We start from the raw sequence: 19,648 nt of genomic DNA on the forward strand, positions 1-19,648 counted from the left end.
CGATCCGGACCCGCCATGCTGTCGACCCTCCTGGTCGTGCTGCCGATCTTCGCACTCGTCTTCGCCGGGTGGCTCGCCCGGCGGATCGGCGTGCTCGGCGCCGCCGCTACGACGGAGCTGAACCGGTTCGTGGTCTTCCTGGCCCTGCCGGCGCTGCTGTTCGACGTCACCGCCCATGCCCATTGGGCCGCCCTCTGGAAGCCCGGCTTCATCGGCGCCTTCGGGTTGAGCAGCCTCGCGGTCTTCGCGTTCACCGTCCTGATCCAGCGCGGGGCCGGGCGTCCCCTGGCGGATGCCGCCCTGGACGGGCTCAATGCGGGTTACGCCAATACCGGCTTCATGGGCTTCCCCCTGGCGCTGGTCGCCTTCGGGCCGGAGGCGCTCGCCCCCACCACGGTGGCGGTGATCCTCACGGTCTGCGCGGTGTTCGCGGTGGCGATCGTGCTGATCGAGACCGGGCTGCGCCGGGCGGTTCCGGCGGGCGGGCAGGGGGGCGGGCAGGGGGGCGGACAGGGGGACAGGGAGGCGAGCCCGCGCGTGCCGATCTGGCTGGCGGTCGGCCGGTCCCTCATCCGCAACCCGCTGCTGGTGGCGCCGGCGCTGGGCGCCCTGGTGCCGAGCCTCGGCCTCGCCGTACCGGCGCCCGTGGAGACGTTCCTGAAACTCCTCGGCGGCGCGGCCTCGCCCTGTGCGCTGGTGGCGCTCGGCCTGTTCCTGGCCCAGAAGCGCCGGAGCCGGGGCGGACAGGACAAGGATGCGCATAGGCGGGTCGCGGCTCTGCTGGTCGGGCTGAAGCTCGCCGCCCATCCGCTGCTCGCCTACGGGCTCGGCCGGTACGTGTTCGGTCTCCCGCCCCTCCTGCTGCACACCGCCGTGCTGATGGCGGCGCTGCCCACCGGCACCGGGCCGTTCATGCTGGCGGAATTCTACCGGCGCGAAGCGGACCTGACCGCCACCGTGGTGCTGGTCTCGACCGTGCTGGCGGTGGTCACCGTCTCCGGCTACCTGGCGACACTCTGAAACCCGACGACCACGCTCTCGCCGCAGAGGAATCGTAACACCCGCCGCGTAGCTTGATGGCGCGGACACCCCTGTCCGCGCTAGAACGATCCGGCACAGCGGGGCGGAACGAAGGCGTGATGGCGAGTTCGGGCGTATCGGTTGCGGGGCGGATCGCACGCCTCGCCTGCGTGGCCAGCCTGGGCTTGAGCCTGTCGGCCTGCTTCCGTCCGCTCTACGGGCCGACCGCCTCGGGCGAATCGGTCCAGGCGCTGCTCGCCTCCGTGCAGGTCGACGACGTCGCGATGGCTCAAGGGCAGGAGCGGCTCGGCCATTACCTGCGCAGCGAACTGGTGTTCGACCTCGACGGGTCGGGCCAGCCCGCGACCAAGCGCTACCGGTTGAAGCTCTCGGGTTCCGAGATCGTGCAGACCCCGATCGTATCCTCGACCACCGGCCGCGCCGAGGCCGGCACCCTGGTGGCCAACATCACGTACAGCCTGGAGGACATGGCGGGCAGCAAGGTCTACACCGAGGGTGTGGCGACCTCGACCGCGACCTACGACCGCTCGGTCCAGCGCTTCGCCAGCCAGCGGGCGGCGCGGGACGCCGAGATCCGGCTCGCCGGCGTGCTGTCCGATCAGATCAAGAGCCGGCTGGCCGCCGTGCTGTCGACGAAGCCGTGAGCCGACGTGGTCGCCGTCAAGGCCGGTGAGATCGAGGGGCTGATCCGGCGCGGGCCCGACCCGCGCATCCCGGTGATTCTCGTCTACGGCCCCGATACCGGCCTCGTGACCGAGCGCGCCCGCAAGCTCGCCGAGGATTTCGTGCCCGACCCGGCCGATCCCTTCGCGCTGGTCCGGATCGACGGCGACGCCCTGGCCTCCGATCCCGGCCGCCTCTGCGACGAGGCCGGCACGATGGGCCTGTTCGGCGGCCGCCGGTCGATCTGGGTCCGCCCCGGGAGCCGCAATTACGCGCCGGCGGTCGAAGCGGTGCTGGGGGCGCCGGTGGCCGAGGCCCGGATCGTCGTGGAGGCGGGCGACCTCGCCAAGAACAACCCCCTGCGCACCCTGTGCGAGCGCTCACCCCGGGCGCTGGCGATTCCCTGCTACGCGGACGACGAGCGCACGCTCGCCGACCTGATCGACCGGACCCTGCAGGAGCGCGGCCTGCGGATCGATCGCGCGGCCCGGGAGGTCCTGGCCCGCAGCCTCGGCGGCGACCGGCGGGCGAGCCTGATGGAGATCGAGAAGCTCGCCCTCTACGCGGCCGGGGAGGGGACCGTGACGCTCGATCACGTCGAGGCCGTCACCAGCGACGTGGCGGCGAGCGTGCTCAACACCCTGATCGACGCCGCCTTCGACGGGCGCCGGGAGGCCGTGGAGCGCGATTACCGGCGGTTCCGGCACGAGGGTCTGGATCCCGGCGTGGTGCTGGGCTCGGCCCTGCGGCACGCCCTGACGCTGCTGACGACCCGGCTCGACAATCCCGACAAGACGCCCGCCATGATGGTGGCGACGTGGCGGGGGCTGCATTTCAAGCGCAAGGCGAGCCTGGAGGGGCAGCTCGGCGCCTGGGCGCCCGGCACCCTGCGTCAGGCCGTGGCGGCCCTGCAGGCGGCCATCCTGGCCTGCCGGCGGGCCGAGCCGGAGCTCGCCCACGCCCTGGCCTCCGCGGCGCTGCTGCGGGTCGCGGAGGCGGGCGCGCGGCGGCGGCGGTAGCACCGCGATGTCGGGGCTCCACCCCGCCCCCCCGCCAAAGGGCTCGCCCTTTGGAAACCCTGATTCCGATCAGCCGTCCGAGACCTTGAACCGGTTGAGCAGCCCCTGCAGCTCGTCTTGGGTCTCGTAGCGGATCCGGATCTCGCCCGAGGTCTCGTCCTTCGGACGGTACGACACCTCGACGCCCAGCGCCCGCCGGATCCGCAGTTCCAGGTCGCGCACCGGCGCGGAGCGTTCGGCCGAGAGGCGCGGGCGGCCGGGGCGGGGGGTCTCGGCGGGCTCGGCCTCGGCCGACGCCAGGGCCTCCACCTGCCGCACCGACAGGCCCTCGGCCACGACCCGACGAGCGAGACCCTCCGGGTCCTTCACCGACAGCAGGGCGCGGGCATGGCCGGCGGTCAGCTCGCCCGCGGCCAAGCGGTCCTGCACGGCGGGCGGCAGGTTGAGCAGGCGCAGGGTGTTGGCCAAGTGGCTGCGGCTCTTGCCCAGGATCTCGGCCAGATCGCGCTGCGTGTAGGAAAAGTCCTGCATCAGGCGCTCGTAGCCCGAAGCCTCCTCGATCGGGTTCAGGTCGCTGCGCTGGACGTTCTCCAGGATGGCGAATTCCAGCGAGGCGCGGTCGTCGATCTCGACCACCACCACCGGCACCTCGTCGAGCCCGGCCCGCTGGGCCGCCCGCCAGCGCCGCTCGCCGGCCACGATCTCGAACGTGCCCGGCACGTCGCCGATCGGCCGGACCACGATCGGCTGGATCAGGCCGCGCTGGGTGATCGAGGTCGCCAGCTCCGCGAGTTCGACCTCACCGAAGCTGCGCCGCGGGTTGCGCGGGTTGGGCCGCAGGAACTCGATGGCGACCTTGCGCTGCCCCTCGACCTTCTCGGGCGCCGGCGCGGCATCGCCGAAATCGCCGATCAGCGCGGCGAGACCGCGCCCCAGCCGGGGTCTTGCCCCCTCCTCCGCCATGCTTGCCACCCGTCTCACGCTCCACACGCACCCCGTTTTTCGGGGGTCTCTCTACGCGCCCTCAGGCCGCCGCCGGAACCCGGCCCTCGCGCTGGATCACCTCCGAGGCGAGGCGCAGATAGGCCTGACTGCCGGCGCATTTCAGGTCGTACAGCAGGGCCGGCTTGCCGTGCGAGGGCGCCTCGGAGATCCGCACGTTGCGCGGGATCACGGTCTCGTAGACCTTGTCGCCCATGAAGCCGCGCACATCCGCCACCACCTGGGCGGAGAGGTTGTTGCGCGGATCGAACATCGTCAGCACGATGCCCTGGATCGTCAATTTCGGGTTGAGGGCGCCGCGCACCTGCTCGACCGTCCGCAACAATTGGCTCAGACCCTCCAGGGCGAAGAACTCGCATTGCAGCGGCACCAGCACGGCATCGGCCGCCGCCAGGGCGTTGATGGTCAGGAGGTTGAGCGAGGGCGGGCAGTCGATCAGCACGTAGCTGATCCGGCTCAGGCTCGGCGCCTGGGTCAGGCTCTTCAGCGTGCCGCGCAAGCGATGCGCCCGGTCGGGCAGGGTGGCGAGCTCCAGCTCCAGCCCGAGGAGATCCATGGTGGAGGGCGCGATCGACAGCCGCGGCACCGCCGTGGGGATCACCGCCTGGGCGAGCGAGGCTTCGCCCGCCATCACCTCGTAGGTCGAGACCCGCCGGTTCGCCCGGTCGATGCCCAGACCCGTCGAGGCGTTGCCCTGGGGATCGAGATCGATCACCAGCACGTCCTCGCCGATCGCCGCCAGGGCGGTGCCGAGGTTGATCGCCGTCGTGGTCTTGCCGACGCCGCCCTTCTGGTTGGCGAGGGCCAGGACGCGGACGGGGCGACGCACGGAAGACTCCATGGACCGGTCGGCGGGCTCGCCGAGGATGGCTTCGCTCATCGGTGACTCGGGGCGGCGAGGGCGGTGACGCGCACGATCCGGGCATCGGAATCGGTCCGGCTCGGCACGAGGTCGTTAACGACTGTCCACTGCGCGGCAGCCTGGGTCAATTCAGCATGCGCATCCCGGCCCTTCGGAAACAGTCCGGTGGTGCCCGTTTTCAACAATGGTTCCGTCCAGGCGAGGAGTTGAGGCAGGGGCGCGAGGGCCCGGGCGCAGACGATCTCGGCGGTTCCGACATAGTCGCCGATCACCGACTCGATCCGTGCGTTGCGGATTCGGGCCGGGGCGCCGGTGAGCCGGGCCGTCTCGGTGAGGAAGGCGCATTTGCGCGCGTTGCTCTCCACGAGATCGACCCGGATACCGCGCTCGGCCCCCGCGATGGCGAGGATCAGCCCCGGAATGCCGGCGCCGGAGCCGAGGTCGAGCCAGGTTTTCGCTTCCGGAGCGAGGTCGAGGAGCTGGAGCGCGTCGTCGATGTGGCGGCTCCAGACCTCGGTGAGCGTGGCGGGGCCGACGAGGTTCTTGATCGGCTGCCAGCGGCGAAGCTGGGCGACGTAGAGGTCCAGGCGCTCGGCTGTTTCACGTGAAACATTCGCGGCCTTGAGGACGCGCGCGCGGTCCGGATCGGTCATCGGTGAGCCTGGAGGCAGGCGGAGGCGAACTCCGCCCCCATCCATCCCATCCTCCACCTCATCCTGAGATGCGGCGAAGCCGCCTCGAAGGAGGGCTCCGGAAGCCTCCGCGATGCCTGGAGCCCTCCTTCGAGGCCTCCGCTGCGCTCCGGCCCCTCAGGATGAGGGGGTAGCTGGGAAATCAGGTCGTCGCCCCGGTCGCCAGCCGGCATCCCCATTCCGCACCACCGCATCATAGGCCGGAAGCCGCGATGCGGTCCCCGCGCCGGGCATGGGCAGCCAGCAGCGTCAGGGCCGCGGGCGTCACGCCCTCGATGCGCGCCGCTTGCCCGAGGGTGCCGGGCCGAACGGTCTCGAGCTTCGTGCGCATCTCGTTGGAGAGGCCGCTGATCGCCGCGTAGTCCAGGCCCGCCGGCAGCCGCACCGCCTCATCCCGGCGGAAGGCCGCGATGTCGGCATTCTGCCGGTCGAGATAGACCGCGTAGGTCGCGTCGGTCTTCAGACGGTCGGCAACCGGCGCCGGAACGGCCGCGAGGTCCGGCCAGATCGCCGCAAGGTCACGCCATGCGATCTCCGGATAGGCGAGCAGCTGGAAGGCCGTCCGCCGGATGCCGTCGTGGTTCAGGCTGATCCCGTGGCCGGCAGCCTGGCTCGGCGTCAGCGCGAGCGCGTCCAGCCGCGTGCGGGCCGCGTCGAGCGCCTGCTGGGATGCCGCAAAATGGCTCGCCCGCGCCGAGCCGACACAGCCCAAAGCGATCCCCCGCGGCGTCAACCGCGCATCGGCATTGTCGACCCGCAGGGACAGCCGGTATTCCGAGCGCGAGGTGAACATCCGATAGGGCTCGCTGACCCCGTGGGTCACGAGGTCGTCGATCATGACGCCGAGATAGGATTCGGCCCGGTCGAAGGTCGCGGTCCCAAGACCGCCCGCTTGGCGCGCGGCGTTCAGTCCGGCCACCAGCCCCTGGCCGGCCGCCTCCTCGTAGCCGGTGGTGCCGTTGATCTGCCCCGCCAGGAACAGGCCGGGACAGCGTTTCACCTGAAGGCCCGTGTCGAGTTCCCGGGGATCGACGTAATCGTACTCGATGGCGTAGCCCGGCCGCAGGATCTCGACCCGCTCCAGCCCGGGAATCAGCCGGACGAGGTCGTGCTGCACCGCCTCCGGCAGAGCCGTCGAGATGCCGTTCGGGTAGATCGTCGGGTCGTCCAGCCCCTCGGGCTCCAGGAAAATCTGGTGACCTTCGCGGTCGCCGAAGCGCACCACCTTGTCCTCGACCGACGGGCAGTAGCGCGGGCCGCGGCTGGCGATGCCGCCGGAATACATCGGCGAGCGGTGCAGGTTGGCGCGGATCAGGTCGTGGACCGCCTGGGTGGTCCGGGTGATGCCGCAGCGGATCTGCGGGTTGGTGATACGCTCGGTGAGGGTCGAGAACGGCACCGGATCGGCATCGGCCTCCTGCATCTCCAGCCCGGCCCAGTCGATGGTCCGGCCGTCGAGGCGCGGGGGGGTGCCGGTCTTCAGGCGGCCGAGGCGCAGGCCCAACCGGTCGAGGGTCCGGGCCAGTCCAACGGCCGGCGCCTCGCCGACCCGGCCGGCCGGGATCTGGCGCTCGCCGATATGGATCAGCCCGCGCAGGAAGGTGCCGGTGGTCAGCACCACCGCGCCGCAGGCGAGGCTGCGCCCATCCGCCAGGACGAGGCCCCGGATCCGGCCCTCCGCATCGAGGATCAGATCCTCGCAGGCACCCGCCAGCACGGTCAGGCCCGGGGTCTCGGCGATGGCCGCCTGCATGGCGGCGGCGTAGAGCTTCCGGTCGGCCTGGGTCCGGGGTCCGCGCACGGCCGGCCCCTTGCGCCGGTTGAGCAGGCGGAACTGGATGCCGGCGGCATCCGCGACCCGGCCCATCAGCCCGTCCAGGGCATCGACCTCCCGCACGAGGTGGCCCTTGCCGAGGCCGCCGATCGCCGGGTTGCACGACATGGCGCCGATCGTGGCGGGATCATGGGTGACCAGGGCGGTGCGCGCGCCGCAACGCGCCGCGGCGGCGGCCGCCTCGACGCCGGCATGGCCGCCGCCGACGACCGCGACGTCGAACCGGTCGGGGGAGGGGATGGGCATCGGGTCTCGAACAGGATCTGCGGGCCGGATCGGCGGAATTGTCGCCGGGTCGGATCCCTGAGGGACGCTGCAGGCCGGGCGGGTTGCCCACCGGTCTAAAGGCGGCCGGGCCGGGCGGTCAACGGGGCGCGCCGGCGCGGGCCATGGCGGCTCAACCGCTGGGTGTGCCGGGTCGGACGTTGAATACCGTATTTTCTATACGTTCAACGTGCGCATAGAACAGACAGCGCTGCTTTACTTTTCGCCAGACTATGAAGACCTGATGAATACCACTTGCCAGCGAATTCCGCCCGTGCAAACCTGTCCTGTCCCCGATTCCTGGCCGGGCACCGGTGCCCGGCAGGCACCCGGGCGACCTCGCTTCGCAGCGTCGCCCCGGCGACGCGCGGTGGGGGAGACATCGATGTCCTCGCTCACGATCGGTCTCGGAGCCGCCTGTTGCGCGGCCGGCGCCGCCGCCCATTTCCTCGACACCACCCACCGCAAGGAAGGCCTGTTCGGCCTCGCGGCCTTCGCCCTGCTGCTGACCGGGATGTACCTGACCCGCTCCTAGTGGCTGATCGCCCCGCGATCCCGGGTTTCCAAAGGGCTCAGCCCTTTGGCAGGGGTTCAGGGGGCAGAGCCCCTGAGACCCGGGTTTCGCCCGGCAGCACCAGGGCTCTGCCCTGGACCCGCGAAAGGTCGCGACCTTTCGAAACCTTGCCTCAGCCCGTCATGGCCGTGGCCGTATAGCCGGCCTTGGTGAGGGCATCGGCAACCGCCAGCGCCTGCGCGTCGGTGCGGATCGCCACCCGTCCCGCTGCCCGGTCCACCTGGACCTCGGCCCCGGGATCGAGGCGCTTGACCGTACGGATCACCGCGGCGGCGCAGCCGTCGCAGGTCATGCCTTCGACCCGCATCAGCAGGTCCGCACGCGTCGCATCCATTCGAGCCTCCGTAAACTGGATCGACCGAATGTCGGGGCCCGGTGCGGTCCGCGCAAGCTCAGAACAGGGCCGGCATCCGGAACGCGTAGTCGATCCGCAGGCCGAACTGGTACTGGTTGGGATTGCCGAAGGGCCGGCGCACCAGGGGACTGTCGCCCGAGGCGCCCAGGATGCGGGTGTAACCGGCATAGGCCGTGTAGGACCAAGTCTCGCTCTGCGTGTAGGTGATGCCGCCGAGCACGCCCGCGGAGTAGAAGCTCGCCGGATCGTACGGGGTGACGCGGCCGTTGAGCGCGGCCTCGATCGGCGACACGCCAAAGTACTTCCGGGCGTAGCTGGCATCGCCGATGTTGAAGCGCGGCCCGATCGAGAGCAGGAACTTGTCCACCGGGATCAGGTAGTCGGCCGCCACGGAGCCCACCGTGCCGTGATGCCCGTAGACGCCCTGCCGGGCTTCCACGCGGGTGCGGATGAACGAGACGGGGTAGAACTCCGCGAACACCCCGGGCTCGACCGCGACGCGCGCGTCGCGGAAGCCGAACAGGTGCCGCCGGTCGTCGCCGTAATAGCGTCCGGGCACGATCCGCCCGGTCGGGCCGATCCGGAAGGTCCCGTTGTCGAAGAGCGCGAAGCTGAAGCCGTCATCCGGCGTCGAGAAGCGGCGCGGCTCGCCGACCTTGCGGATGTCGACCGAGGGATAGAACACCGCCGTGTAGTCGGCCGCCCCGGGGTAGCGCGGGATCGCCTGGATCGAGCCGCTCAGCGTCACGATCCACGTGCTGGGATCGACCATGGTGAAGGCCGGCGCCTGCCGCGGGAGATCAGCGGCGAGATCGGCCGCGCGGGACGCGGTGGTGCCGCAGACGGCCAGGAGCGCGCCGGCGCCGAGAACGGTGCAAAGTCGGGGATTACGCGGAGATACGAAGCTCATGGCCACGCTTTATGGCGCCTTTTGCTGACCCGCGCATTTGCAACGCGCACAACCCATCCCGGCTCGTCACGCAATCGGGCGGGCCGTGACGATTCCGCAACGTTCCAGCGGGCGCGGGCGTCACACCGCACGGAATTAACAGGGGCCCGATCGATGGGCGCCCGCCCACGGTCTTGCCGCGCCCGCCCCTCCGGGCCATTGATCGACGGATTCGATTCGCGCCCGGCGGGGCTTCGCCCGGGACCTCCCCCGGCGACCGGCGCGCGAATCCGGCAGGTGTTCAGACGATGGTCCCGGTCCTCGGCCGGTACGCGGGGCTGTTGACGGCTTCCCTTCTCGGGCTCGTCGTGTTCGGGCCGCTCGCCGTGTTCCTGCCGCTCTGGAGTGCCCTGACGCTCGGCGCCGTTGCGGCCGCGGGGTCCGGCCTCGCCCTCGCCCGCATCAAGACCCTGACGGCACGCTGCGAGAAACTGTCGGGCGAAGTCGATCTCCTGTCCCGGCGCCTGCTCAAGGTCGAGACTGCCGCCGCCAAGCCTCCCCCCGAGTCCGGCGAGGCGGCGCTGCGGGCCCAGATCGAGGAACTGACCGTCGAGTTCGGCCTCCTCTCGGGCATCGTGCGCGACCTCACCACGGTGGTGAGCACGCAGGACGCCGAGGTCGCGAGCCTCAAGGCCCGGCCCGTGCCGGCCCCGCCCGCGCCGTTCCAGCCCGCACCGGTTCCACCGGAGCCGATCGCGGCTGCACCGATCCAGGCGGCCGTTCCGCCTCCGGCTTTCCAGCGGCGTGTCCAGGAGCCGCCGGCGCCCGAACCGCCGGCATCCGCGCCGATCCCGCCGCGGCCGATCCCGCCGCGGCCGGTTCAGACGCGTCCGATCCCGCCCCGGCCCGTGCGGGACCCGGCGAGCGAGGCCGAGATCATCCGGGCCTTCGAGGGGGACGGGCTGGAGATCCACCTGCAGCCGGTGGTCAGCCTGCCCCAGCGCAAGGTCGTGGCCTACGAGGCTCTGGCGCGGCTGCGGATCGGTGGTTCGAGCCCCGCGGCCCCGGTCGAGCCGGAGACGTTCCTGCCGGTGCTGGAGCGCTACGGACGCACCACCGAGCTCGACCGCCGCATGCTGCAGCGGGCCTCCCTGGTGGTGCGGCACCTCGCCCGCCGCGGCAGCGGCACCCTGCTGACCTACAGCCTCTCGCCGCTCTCGCTGTTCGAGCCCGGCCTGCTGCGCGAGCTCGGCCGAACGGTGGCGGAGGATCCGTCCCTGGCCGGGCTGGTGATCGCCCTGCCGCAGGCGAGCTGGCGGGGCCTCGATGCCGGCCAGCGCGGCCTGCTGATGCCGCTGCGGGGCCGGATCGGCTTCAGCCTCGACCGGCCGGACGACCTGCGCTTCGACGCGGTGGAACTCGCCGCCCTCGGCATCGGGCAGGTCCGGGTGCCGGCCGCGATGCTGCTGCGGCCGCAGGCGGGGGGCAGCCTGTCGGACATCGCGGTCGAGGATACGGGGCCGGCCCTGGCGCGGGTCGGGATCCGCCTCGTCGCCACGGGCGTCGCCGACGAGGCCGATATCCCCGACCTGATCGACCTCGACGTGCCCTTCGCGCAGGGCGCGGCCTTCGCGGCGCCGCGCCCGGTGCGGGCCGAGGTCCTGACCGCACCGCCCGAGACCCCGGAGCCCCCCACCGAGCCGGGCCCCGAGCGCCGCCCGTTCCGCTCGGTCCTGCGCCGGGCCGTCTGAGCGCATTCCCCATCGCAAGGTCGTGGTTTCGAAAGGTCGAGACCTTTCGCGGGTCCAGGGCGGAGCCCTGGTGAACGTCTCAGGGGCTCCGCCCCCGAACCCCGCCAAAGGGCTCGCCCTTTGGGAACCCGGACCTCACCAGTAGATCTGCAGGCGCCCGACCACGGTATCGACCGAGAACGGCGCACGCCCGACCGTGTCGACCTGGGTCTCGCCCGGCCGCACGCGGCCGTGGATGTAGTTGGCGATCAGGCGGAGATTGGGCTCCGGGTACCAGCTCAGGCCGAGCGTCACGTCCCGTTCGAGGCCGCCGCGGAAGCCCCGGGCGTCGAGGTCGATGGTGCTGTAGCGCGCGGCCAATTCGAACACGCCGATCCCGCCCCGGGAGACCCGCTGCCCCTCGGGTACGGTGACGCCCTTGAAGGTCGCGTAGGTGGTGCCTCCTTTCGGCGTGAGCGCGTAGCCGCGCCCCTCCCCGTTGAGGACCCACGCCGCCTCCACGTAGCCGCCCTGAAAGCCGAGACCCGGGGCGGCCCCCCCGGGGCCGCCGAAACGCTCGATCTGCGCGCGGATGTACTCGGCCTGCACCAGGAACGGGCCGTTGCGGTAGGCGAACTCGGTGCCGATCCGCGACACGCTCGCGACGTCGGGCAGGTCTCCGGTCTCCACGAAGGAGCGGGTGAACAGGGCAGCCTCCGGGGTGGTGGAGAAGCTGAAATCGCCGTCATTCCGGGAGCGGCTGCGATAGATCCCGGCGAGCCCGACATGCAGGGTCTCGCGCTCCTCCAGGATCGGCGCCCAGGTCGCCCGCCCCGCAGCCGCGATCCCGTTCCCCGTGATGCCGTTGCTGGCCGCGTTGCCGAAGACGCCGGCCACGGCGGTCCAGGCCTGGCCGTGGCGGCCGATGGCGAAGCCGAACCGGCGGTCCGGCACGAAGGCGTTGGCCAGGGAGCGCTCGACGAACAGCGTGTTGTTGTTGCTCTGCAGCCATTCAAGGCTCAGCGGCACCTTCATGTTGCCGAGCGTCACGATCGTGTCAGGCAGCCCCTTCCAGGCCACGAACGCGTCGTTGATCGGCAGCACCGGATCGCTGAAATCGTACTGGAAGGCGATCACCCAGTCCCGGCCGATCGTGAGCGTCGGCTCGATCCAGGAGCGGCGCACCGCGAAAGTGTCGGGGAAGGCTTCCGGCCCCTCGGGCCGGCTGAAGCGCGCGCCAGCCCCATCGAGGTGGAGCCGGCCGCCGATCTGAAGGGTGATGTCCGACTCGGGGAAGGTGAGGCTCAAGCCCTTCTCGTCGTAGCGCAGGCGCTCGCCGTAGGGTCCCGCCATGCCCTCGATGGCGTCGCCGGCCCGGGCGGGCGACGCGACGGCGAGGGTAGCGGCCAGGAAGGCAGGGGCCGGGCGTACTCTGATCACGCTGCGAGCAGAGAGCAGGTCGGGACCGGGACGCCAACACCACAGGGTAAGGCGGCGGGCGATATTCCGGGGTGGTGGCTTGACGGCCACGGGCATCGCCGCGCCGGCCGGCGATACCAATCTACGTGATGGAAGAGTGACGCTTTCCCGGCACGATCCGGGCGTCGGCGCAGACCGGCGGCCGACGCAGAGTCACGAAGATGCCCGACGGTGCCCTCTCCGACCGCCGCGTCCTGACGGTGGAGGACGAGTACTTCATCGCCCAGGAGCTGGAGGAGGCCCTGCGGAAGGCCGGCGTCACCGTGCTCGGCCCGGCCTCTTCGGTCGGGGCGGCCCTCGCCCTTCTGGACGGCGGCACCCCGCCGGAGGCGGCAGTTCTGGACGTGAACCTGGCCGGCGAGATGGTCTACCCCGTCGCGGATCGGCTCATTGCCCGGGGCATCCCGTTCCTGTTCACCACCGGCTACGACCGATCGTCCCTGCCCACCCGCTTCGCCCGCGTGCGCCGGCTGGAGAAGCCGTTCGAGCCGTTCGAGGTGCTGCGTGTGCTCCGGAAGCTCTTCGACGCGGCCGGGACGGGGGAGGCCGAGCAGCCCGGGAGCCCTTGATGGCCGATCCGCAAGACCCGGAGGATTCCAAAGGGATCATCCCTTTGGCGGGGTCTCGGGGCAGAGCCCTGAGATGATGACCAGGGCTCCGCCCTGGACCCGCGAAAGGTCACGACCTTTCGAAACCATGACGGGATGAGGTGCCTCAGACCGCGAGGTTGTCGATCAGCCGCGTCCGGCCCAGGAAGGCGGCTGCGAGAACCCGGGCCGGGCCGTCGACGCGCTCGACCGGCGCCAGGGTGCGGGCATCGCAGATTGTGAGATACTGGACCCGGAAGCCCGCCGCCTCCAGGGCGGCGCGGCCGGCGGCGATCCGTCCGGCGACGCCCGTGCCGTTGCGGGAGGCGAGGGCGATCTCGGAGAGCACCGCGTGCAGCTTCGGGGCGATGGCGCGCTCCTCGGGCGACAGGTAGCGGTTGCGCGACGACAGGGCGAGGCCGTCGGGCTCGCGCAGGGTCGGGACGCCGCGGATCTCGACCCCGATGTCGAGGTCGGCCACCGCCTGCTGGATCACCCGGAGCTGCTGGAAATCCTTCTCGCCGAACAGGGCGATGTCGGGCCGGACCTGATTCAGGAGCTTGGTCACCACCGTGGCGACCCCGGCGAAGTGACCGGGCCGGAACGGCCCGCAGAGACCCTCCGACAGGCCCCCAACCTCGATCCGCGTGGCGAAGCCCGGCGGGTACATGGTCTCGACCGTGGGGGTCCAGGCGGCGTCGGCCTCCGCCTCGCCCAGGAGGGTCAGATCGGCTTCGAGATCCCGCGGGTACCGCGAAAAGTCCTCGTTGGGGCCGAACTGGGTGGGGTTCACGAAGATGCTGACCACCGCGCGGTCGCCGAGCCGCCGGGCCTCCGCCACAAGGGCGAGATGCCCCCGGTGGAGGGCGCCCATGGTGGGCACCAGGACGATCCGCTCGCCCGCTTCCCGCCAGGCGGCCACGCATTGGCGCAGGGCCACGGGATCGCTGAAGCGCTGGGGGACCGAATCGGGCACGGCACGGGGCTCCGGAGGGGCGGGACCGCCCGTCTAGAGCATGATGCGGGGGAGGGGAATCAGGGACAGTAGGGCAACAGGGAGCGACCGAACGGATCGTCCACGCCGAGCGGCGGCGTGAAGCCGTAATAGCTCGGATGCGCCAGACCGTATTCGGAGCCGACATAGCTCGGGTCGTCCGGCGCGTCGGTGGGCACAGGCGCCCGCCGCGGCGTGCAGCCGACCGGCACCGGGCGGGTCCGAAACGCGTAGACCGGCGGGCGGTCGACGCCGTCGCTGCGCGGGAAGAAGCGGAGCCGGGCGCTCGGCGGCGGCGCGTAGGGACCCCGCACGTCGAGATCCGCAGCCGCGCCGGGGCCGGCGAGCAGCAGGGCGAATCCGAGCGCCATCGTCTCTCTGCGCCCCATCATCCGCATGCCGCACCCGTTCCGAGACAGCTCGGCACCGTGGCGGAACAGGGTAAACGGGCGCTTAACCCTCCCTCGGCTCCCCGGCCAGCGGCACGACCAGCGCCTTCAGCACCGCAACCAGATCCCCCTCGGTCAGGCGGATCTGCAGGCCCCGTCCGCCGCCGTTGATGTGAATCTCGGCGCCCGGGTCGCCGAGGGAACCGGCATCGATCGCCGTCGGAAACGGCCGCTTCTGCCCGAGCGGACTGATGCCGCCGACATGGTAGCCGGTCAGCCGCTCGGCATCGGCGGGCTTGAGCATCGCGGCGGCCTTGCCCGAGAAGGCGGCCGCCACGCGCTTCATCGAAACCTCCCGGTCGGACGCGACCAGCAGGCACACCGTGCGCCCGTCGACCGCCGCCATCAGGGTCTTCAGCACGCGGCCGGGCGGCACGCCCAGCGCCTCCGCGGCCTGGAGGCCGATGCGCGGGGCATCGGGATCGTAATCGTAGGCGTGGAGGCTGTAGCGGAGGCCGGCTCTATCGAGGGCCTGGGTCGCCCGGGTGGTCTTCGGGGCTGATTTGGCCATGACGTTCGCAGGACGGTTCACGCGGCGGCGATCCGCGCGGCGACGAGCCGGCCGATTTCGGCATGCGCCGATTCGACCGCGGCGGCGGGCAGGGTGGAGCCGGTGATGTACACCGCCACCGTGACGGGCGCACGCCCCGGCGGCTGCAGGATCGCCACGTCGTTGACCGTGCCGTTGTCGCCGCTGCCGGTCTTGTCGCCGATGGTCCAGTCCCGGGGCAGGCCGGCCCGGAGCCGCTTGAGGCCGGTCTGGCTCCCGGCCATCCAGGCCTCCAGCCGGTCCCGCGACGGCGGCGCCAGGAGGGAGCCGAGCAGAATCCGGCCGAGCGTCCTACGCATCGCTTCCGGGGTGGTGGTGTCGCGCGGGTCGCCGGGGAGGGCGCTGTTCAGGGTCGGCTCATCGCGGTCGAGCCGGGTGACGGGATCGCCGATGCCCCGCAGCCACGCGGTCAGGCCAGCCGGTCCGCCGATACGTGCGAGGAGCAGGTTGGCCGCCGTGTTGTCGCTCCAGACGAGCGCGGCGGCGCAGAGTTCGGCCACGGAGAGCCGTCCGGTGCCGCCGCTCGCCGCCAGGGCCTTCCGGGTTACGGGGGCATAGCTCAGGAGGTCGCCTGCCCCGTACGACACCATCGCGTCGAGGGTCTCGGACCCAGCATCGACCCGCGCCAGCACCGCCGCCGCTTCCAGGACCTTGAAGGTGCTGCACATCGGAAAGCGCTCATCCGCCCGGTGGTGGAGCAGGATGCGGTCCGCCGAGCCGGCCGCGACGCCGATCCGGCCGCCGATGCGCCGCTCGATCGCCGTGATGTCGGGGTCGGCCGCGGCCGTCGCGCGCCGCATCGACAGGATCAGCGGTGCGGCGAGCAGGCTGCGGCAGAGCGTGCGGCGCGTGGGGTGCATCCTGGCCTCCATCGGGGCTCGACGGTTCTGCGTCGAGCGGGATCGGCCCGGCCGCCGGATGGGGTATAGGGCTCGGGCTGTTTCACGTGAAACACCTCCCGCGGCCCGAAGAAGGCGAAGCTTGCGCGACGCTGCAGCCATGACCGAGACCGAAACCCTCTTCGCCCCCGCCAGCGGCTTCGGTCGGGCGGCCGTCGCGGTCATCCGCCTCAGCGGACCGGCCGCCCGCGATGTCCTCATCGCCCTGTGCGGCGCCCTGCCGTCCCCGCGCCGGCTCTCCCTGCGGGTGCTCCGGGACCCGGCCGACGGGGCCGAGCTCGACCGGGCGCTCGTCGCGTGGCTTCCGGGGCCGAACACCTATAGCGGCGAGGACATGGCGGAACTGCACCTCCATGGCGGGCCGGCGGTGCGCATGGGCGTTCTCACCGTCCTCTCCCGGATGCCGGGATGCCGCGCGGCCGGTCCCGGTGCGTTCACACGGCGGGCGGTGCTCAATGGCCGGATGGATCTCGCCGAGGCCGAGGCGGTCGCCGACCTGATCGACGCCGAGACGGAGGGCCAGCGGCGGCAGGCCCTGCGCCAGCTCGACGGCGCCCTCAGCCGACAGGTCGCGGCTTGGCGCGCGGAAGCGATCGATTGCCTCGCCGCCGCGGAAGCCGCCCTCGATTTCGCCGATGAGGGCGACGTGGACGAGGCCGGGCTCGACGCCGCCCTGTTCGGCCGGGCCGCCGCCCTGCGCGACCAGATCGCCACCGTCCTGCGCGATGGGCGCCGGGGCGAGCGTCTGCGCGACGGGTTCACCGTTGTTCTGGCGGGCGCGCCCAATGCTGGAAAATCGACGCTGCTGAACGCCTTGAGCCGGCGGGAGGTCGCCATCGTCGCGGATACGCCCGGCACGACGCGGGACGCGATCGAGGTGCGGCTCGATCTCGGCGGCCTCCCGGTTCTGCTGGTCGATACCGCGGGGCTGCGCGAGACGGCCGAGGCCGTGGAGGCCGAAGGGATCCGGCGGACCCGTGCGCGGATCGAGACGGCCGATCTCGTGCTGGCGCTGGTGCCGCCGGGAGGCGAGGAACCCGACCTCGCCGACGCCGCCGTCCCAGTCCTGACGGTGCACACCAAAGCCGATCTATTAGCCGGCTTTCAAGAGCCGCGATCGGACGGCGTCATGCGGGTCTCGTCCCGGACCGGCCAGGGCCTGCAGGACCTTCTCGACGCCATCCAGGCGCAAGCTGAAGCTGGTGTGGGGCAGGGCGATGCGCTGATCACCCGGGCGCGCCACCGCTCCGCCCTGGAGGCCTGCACCGCCCATCTGGACCGTCTGGTCGCCGGGGCCGACGGGCCGCCGGAACTCGTCGCCGAGGATCTTCGCCTCGCCGTTCGGGCGCTCGGCGAGGTCGCAGGCCATGTCAGGGTCGAGGACGTGCTCGATCGGTTGTTTGCCGGCTTCTGTATTGGGAAATAAGCGAGCGTCGGGCCTAGCCCGGGATCCGCAGGAGGCGCGGCCGCCAGATCCCGAGGGCGACGTTGGCGGCCGAAATCGCCAGGAGAACCCACAGCGTTCCACGCTCGCCGGGCAAGGAGACCGCCAGTGCCGCCGGATCGAGGCGGCCGGCCAGCGCCCGGGCACTCTGCTCCGCCTCCTGCCTCATCGGCCCCTGCACGTAGACCAGCCCGCCCTCGAACATCAGCACGCCGGTCGCGAGCTTCAGCCACGCCCAGCCAGCGTTGATGTAGGCCCGGTTGACCGCCATGGCGATCAGGCCCGACATCAGCGTCACGGCGAGCGAGGGCAGGAACACCCAGGTGGCCACAGCACCCATCGCGCCCCGCATGGCGGCGTAGCCCGGCAGGGCGGAGGGGTGCGGGGTCAACGCGAGCATGACCACCAGGGAGGCCAGCGCCCCAATTAGCCCGGCCGAGCCCATCGTGTGGAGGAATTTGAGCAGGCGTCGCACGGCGTCTGGCACCCAGCCGTTTCGGGCGAGCCTAACCCGGGTTGTCCGATGGGTTAAGCGGAGCCGCCGTCGCAGGGTCGGCCGTCAGCTCCGCAGGCCCGGCGCCTCCTGGCCGGTGCGGGCCACGTACTCGGTGTAGCCGCCGCCATACTGGTGGATGCCGTCGGGCGTCACCTCCAGCACCCGGTTGGAGAGCGCGGCCAGGAAATGCCGGTCGTGCGAGACGAACAGCATCGTGCCCTCGTAATTGGCCAGCGCCGCGATCAGCATCTCCTTGGTGCCCATGTCGAGGTGGTTGGTCGGCTCGTCGAGCACCAAAAAATTCGGCGGGTCGTAGAGCATCAGCGCCATGACCAGCCGGGCCTTCTCGCCGCCCGAGAGCACCCGGCAGCGCTTCTCGACATCGTCGCCCGAGAAGCCGAAGCAGCCGGCGAGCGCCCGCAGCGAGCCCTGGCCGGCCTGCGGAAACGCATCCTCCAGGGTCTCGAACACGGTGCGGTCGCCGTCGAGCAGGTCCATGGCGTGCTGGGCGAAATAGCCGAGCTTGACGCTGCCGCCGACCGTGACCGAGCCGTCGTCGGGCTCCGTGGTGCCGGTCACGAGCTTCAGCAGCGTCGACTTGCCGGCGCCGTTGATGCCCATCACGCACCAGCGTTCCTTGCGCCGCACCGAGAAGTCGAGCCCCTCGTAGATCGTGCGGCTGCCGTAGCGCTTGTGCACGCCTTTCAGCATCACGACGTCGTCACCGGAGCGCGGCGCCGGCTGGAACTCGAACGCCACCGATTGCCGCCGCCGGGGCGGCTCGACGCGCTCGATCTTGTCGAGCTTCTTCACCCGGCTCTGCACCTGCGCGGCGTGGGAGGCCCGGGCCTTGAACCGCTCGATGAAGGCGATTTCCTTCGCCAGCATCGCCTGCTGGCGCTCGTACTGCGCCTGGGCTTGCGCCTCGTTCAGCTTCCGCTGGCCCTCGTAGAAGGCGTAATCGCCCGAATAGGTGGTGAGCGCGCCGCCGTCGATCTCGATCACCTTGGTGACGATGCGGTTCATGAACTCGCGGTCGTGCGAGGTCATCAGCAGGGCGCCGTCATAGGCCTTCAGGAACGATTCGAGCCAGATCAGGCTCTCCAGGTCGAGGTGGTTCGAGGGCTCGTCGAGGAGCATCACGTCCGGGCGCATCAGCAGGATGCGGGCGAGCGCCACGCGCATCTTCCAGCCCCCCGAGAGGGCGCCGACATCGCCGTCCATCATCGCCTGGCTGAAGCTCAGACCGTCGAGCACCTCGCGGGCGCGGCCCTCCAGGGCGTAGCCGTCGAGCTCCTCGAACCGGGCCTGGACCTCGCCGTAGCGCTCGACCAGGGCGTCCATCTCATCGGCCCGGTCCGGGTCGGCCAAGGCCGCGCCGAGTTCGGCGAGCTCGGCCGCCACCGCGCTCACCGGGCCGGCGCCGTCCATCACCTCGGTGACGACGCTGCGGCCGGACATCTCGCCGACATCCTGGCTGAAATAGCCGATCGTGATGCCCCGGTCGGCCGAGACCTGCCCCTCGTCGGGCTGCTCCTGGCCGATGATCATCCGGAACAGGGTGGTCTTGCCGGCCCCGTTCGGGCCGACGAGCCCGACCTTCTCGCCCCGCTGGAGCGCGGCCGAGGCCTCGATGAAGACGAGCTGCCGCCCGTTCTGCTTGGTGATCTTGTCCAGGCGTATCATGGGGCGGGCGCTGTCCGGAAATCTCCCGGGCGCTTACGGCATCCGCCGGAGCGGCGCAAAGCGATGATGCCGCAATGCGGGATAACGCTTGCATCCAGCGCAGGCCTGGGCACATGCCGGGACCCCGATCCAGGCTCGG

20 protein-coding genes are annotated in these 19,648 nt (G+C 71.4%); 7 read left to right on the forward strand and 13 right to left on the reverse strand.

Annotated features, from left to right (window positions below; translation table 11 throughout):
- Positions 1 to 15: 15 nt before the first annotated feature.
- From FVE89_RS15115 to holA, 3 genes are all read left to right on the forward strand, one after another.
- Complete coding sequence (locus FVE89_RS15115; protein ID WP_160534753.1) at positions 16 to 1,020, forward strand: AEC family transporter; 1,005 nt, start codon at positions 16 to 18, stop codon at positions 1,018 to 1,020.
- Between the two features lie 119 nt (positions 1,021 to 1,139).
- A complete protein-coding gene (gene lptE / locus FVE89_RS15120) occupies positions 1,140 to 1,685 on the forward strand; it encodes an LPS assembly lipoprotein LptE (RefSeq protein ID WP_160534754.1) in 546 nt (181 codons plus the stop codon).
- Between the two features lie 6 nt (positions 1,686 to 1,691).
- Entirely contained in the window at positions 1,692 to 2,723 is a 1,032-nt protein-coding gene (holA, locus tag FVE89_RS15125; protein WP_160534755.1) for a DNA polymerase III subunit delta, read from the forward strand.
- A 69-nt stretch (positions 2,724 to 2,792) separates the two neighbouring features.
- Here the strand turns inward: holA and FVE89_RS15130 are convergent, their stop codons facing one another.
- The 4 genes from FVE89_RS15130 to mnmG all read right to left on the reverse strand — a co-directional run bounded on the left by FVE89_RS15130 (position 2,793) and on the right by mnmG (position 7,359).
- Positions 2,793 to 3,686 (reverse strand): ParB/RepB/Spo0J family partition protein, encoded by an 894-nt coding sequence (locus FVE89_RS15130; RefSeq protein ID WP_160534883.1) that lies wholly within the window; start codon positions 3,684 to 3,686, stop codon positions 2,793 to 2,795.
- 61 nt (positions 3,687 to 3,747) lie between these two features.
- Positions 3,748 to 4,605 (reverse strand): ParA family protein, encoded by an 858-nt coding sequence (locus FVE89_RS15135; RefSeq protein WP_160534756.1) that lies wholly within the window; start codon positions 4,603 to 4,605, stop codon positions 3,748 to 3,750.
- The gene (gene rsmG, locus FVE89_RS15140) at positions 4,602 to 5,240 is read right to left on the reverse strand and encodes a 16S rRNA (guanine(527)-N(7))-methyltransferase RsmG (protein ID WP_160534757.1); all 639 of its coding nucleotides are present in this window, start codon (positions 5,238 to 5,240) and stop codon (positions 4,602 to 4,604) included. Before rsmG ends, FVE89_RS15135 begins: the two co-directional genes overlap by 4 nt.
- Positions 5,241 to 5,472: 232 nt before the next feature.
- Positions 5,473 to 7,359: a tRNA uridine-5-carboxymethylaminomethyl(34) synthesis enzyme MnmG gene (gene mnmG, locus FVE89_RS15145; RefSeq protein ID WP_160534758.1), complete on the reverse strand. Its 1,887-nt coding sequence runs from the start codon at positions 7,357 to 7,359 to the stop codon at positions 5,473 to 5,475.
- A gap of 403 nt (positions 7,360 to 7,762) precedes the next feature.
- On the opposite strand from mnmG, the gene FVE89_RS30545 reads away from it, so the two are divergent.
- Complete coding sequence (locus tag FVE89_RS30545) at positions 7,763 to 7,912, forward strand: hypothetical protein (RefSeq protein ID WP_167627704.1); 150 nt, start codon at positions 7,763 to 7,765, stop codon at positions 7,910 to 7,912.
- Between the two features lie 151 nt (positions 7,913 to 8,063).
- On the opposite strand, the gene FVE89_RS15150 is transcribed toward FVE89_RS30545, so the two are convergent.
- Complete coding sequence (locus FVE89_RS15150) at positions 8,064 to 8,285, reverse strand: heavy-metal-associated domain-containing protein (protein WP_160534759.1); 222 nt, start codon at positions 8,283 to 8,285, stop codon at positions 8,064 to 8,066.
- 58 nt (positions 8,286 to 8,343) lie between these two features.
- On the reverse strand, positions 8,344 to 9,216 hold the full coding sequence (locus tag FVE89_RS15155) for a MipA/OmpV family protein (protein ID WP_202130827.1): 873 nt from the start codon (positions 9,214 to 9,216) through the stop codon (positions 8,344 to 8,346).
- Positions 9,217 to 9,503: 287 nt separating this feature from the next.
- Between FVE89_RS15155 and FVE89_RS15160 the strand changes: the two genes are divergently transcribed.
- Positions 9,504 to 10,946 carry an EAL domain-containing protein gene (locus FVE89_RS15160; protein ID WP_160534761.1) on the forward strand — a complete coding sequence of 481 codons (1,443 nt, stop codon included), beginning with the start codon at positions 9,504 to 9,506 and terminating at the stop codon, positions 10,944 to 10,946.
- 135 nt (positions 10,947 to 11,081) lie between these two features.
- Here FVE89_RS15160 and FVE89_RS15165 read toward each other — a convergent pair whose 3' ends face one another.
- Positions 11,082 to 12,365, reverse strand: a complete 1,284-nt coding sequence (locus FVE89_RS15165) for a porin (RefSeq protein WP_160534762.1) — start codon at positions 12,363 to 12,365, stop codon at positions 11,082 to 11,084.
- A 200-nt stretch (positions 12,366 to 12,565) separates the two neighbouring features.
- Between FVE89_RS15165 and FVE89_RS15170 the strand changes: the two genes are divergently transcribed.
- Positions 12,566 to 12,973 (forward strand): response regulator, encoded by a 408-nt coding sequence (locus FVE89_RS15170; protein WP_160534763.1) that lies wholly within the window; start codon positions 12,566 to 12,568, stop codon positions 12,971 to 12,973.
- 145 nt (positions 12,974 to 13,118) lie between these two features.
- On the opposite strand, the gene panC is transcribed toward FVE89_RS15170, so the two are convergent.
- The 4 genes from panC to bla form a co-directional block, all read right to left on the reverse strand.
- On the reverse strand, positions 13,119 to 13,967 hold the full coding sequence (gene panC / locus FVE89_RS15175; RefSeq protein WP_160534764.1) for a pantoate--beta-alanine ligase: 849 nt from the start codon (positions 13,965 to 13,967) through the stop codon (positions 13,119 to 13,121).
- A gap of 59 nt (positions 13,968 to 14,026) precedes the next feature.
- Positions 14,027 to 14,356 (reverse strand): hypothetical protein, encoded by a 330-nt coding sequence (locus FVE89_RS15180; RefSeq protein ID WP_246730788.1) that lies wholly within the window; start codon positions 14,354 to 14,356, stop codon positions 14,027 to 14,029.
- 82 nt (positions 14,357 to 14,438) lie between these two features.
- The gene (locus FVE89_RS15185; RefSeq protein WP_160534884.1) at positions 14,439 to 14,945 is read right to left on the reverse strand and encodes a YbaK/EbsC family protein; all 507 of its coding nucleotides are present in this window, start codon (positions 14,943 to 14,945) and stop codon (positions 14,439 to 14,441) included.
- Positions 14,946 to 14,962: 17 nt separating this feature from the next.
- Positions 14,963 to 15,844 (reverse strand): class A beta-lactamase, encoded by an 882-nt coding sequence (gene bla / locus FVE89_RS15190; protein ID WP_160534766.1) that lies wholly within the window; start codon positions 15,842 to 15,844, stop codon positions 14,963 to 14,965.
- Positions 15,845 to 15,983: 139 nt separating this feature from the next.
- Between bla and mnmE the strand changes: the two genes are divergently transcribed.
- Positions 15,984 to 17,309, forward strand: a complete 1,326-nt coding sequence (mnmE, locus tag FVE89_RS15195; RefSeq protein ID WP_160534767.1) for a tRNA uridine-5-carboxymethylaminomethyl(34) synthesis GTPase MnmE — start codon at positions 15,984 to 15,986, stop codon at positions 17,307 to 17,309.
- A gap of 13 nt (positions 17,310 to 17,322) precedes the next feature.
- Here mnmE and FVE89_RS15200 read toward each other — a convergent pair whose 3' ends face one another.
- The gene (locus tag FVE89_RS15200; RefSeq protein ID WP_160534768.1) at positions 17,323 to 17,802 is read right to left on the reverse strand and encodes a hypothetical protein; all 480 of its coding nucleotides are present in this window, start codon (positions 17,800 to 17,802) and stop codon (positions 17,323 to 17,325) included.
- A gap of 84 nt (positions 17,803 to 17,886) precedes the next feature.
- Complete coding sequence (locus tag FVE89_RS15205) at positions 17,887 to 19,509, reverse strand: ABC-F family ATP-binding cassette domain-containing protein (protein ID WP_160534769.1); 1,623 nt, start codon at positions 19,507 to 19,509, stop codon at positions 17,887 to 17,889.
- Positions 19,510 to 19,648 lie beyond the last annotated feature (139 nt).

This window comes from Methylobacterium sp. 2A, from assembly GCF_009806555.1.
In the GTDB taxonomy this organism is placed as follows: Bacteria; Pseudomonadota; Alphaproteobacteria; order Rhizobiales; family Beijerinckiaceae; genus Methylobacterium.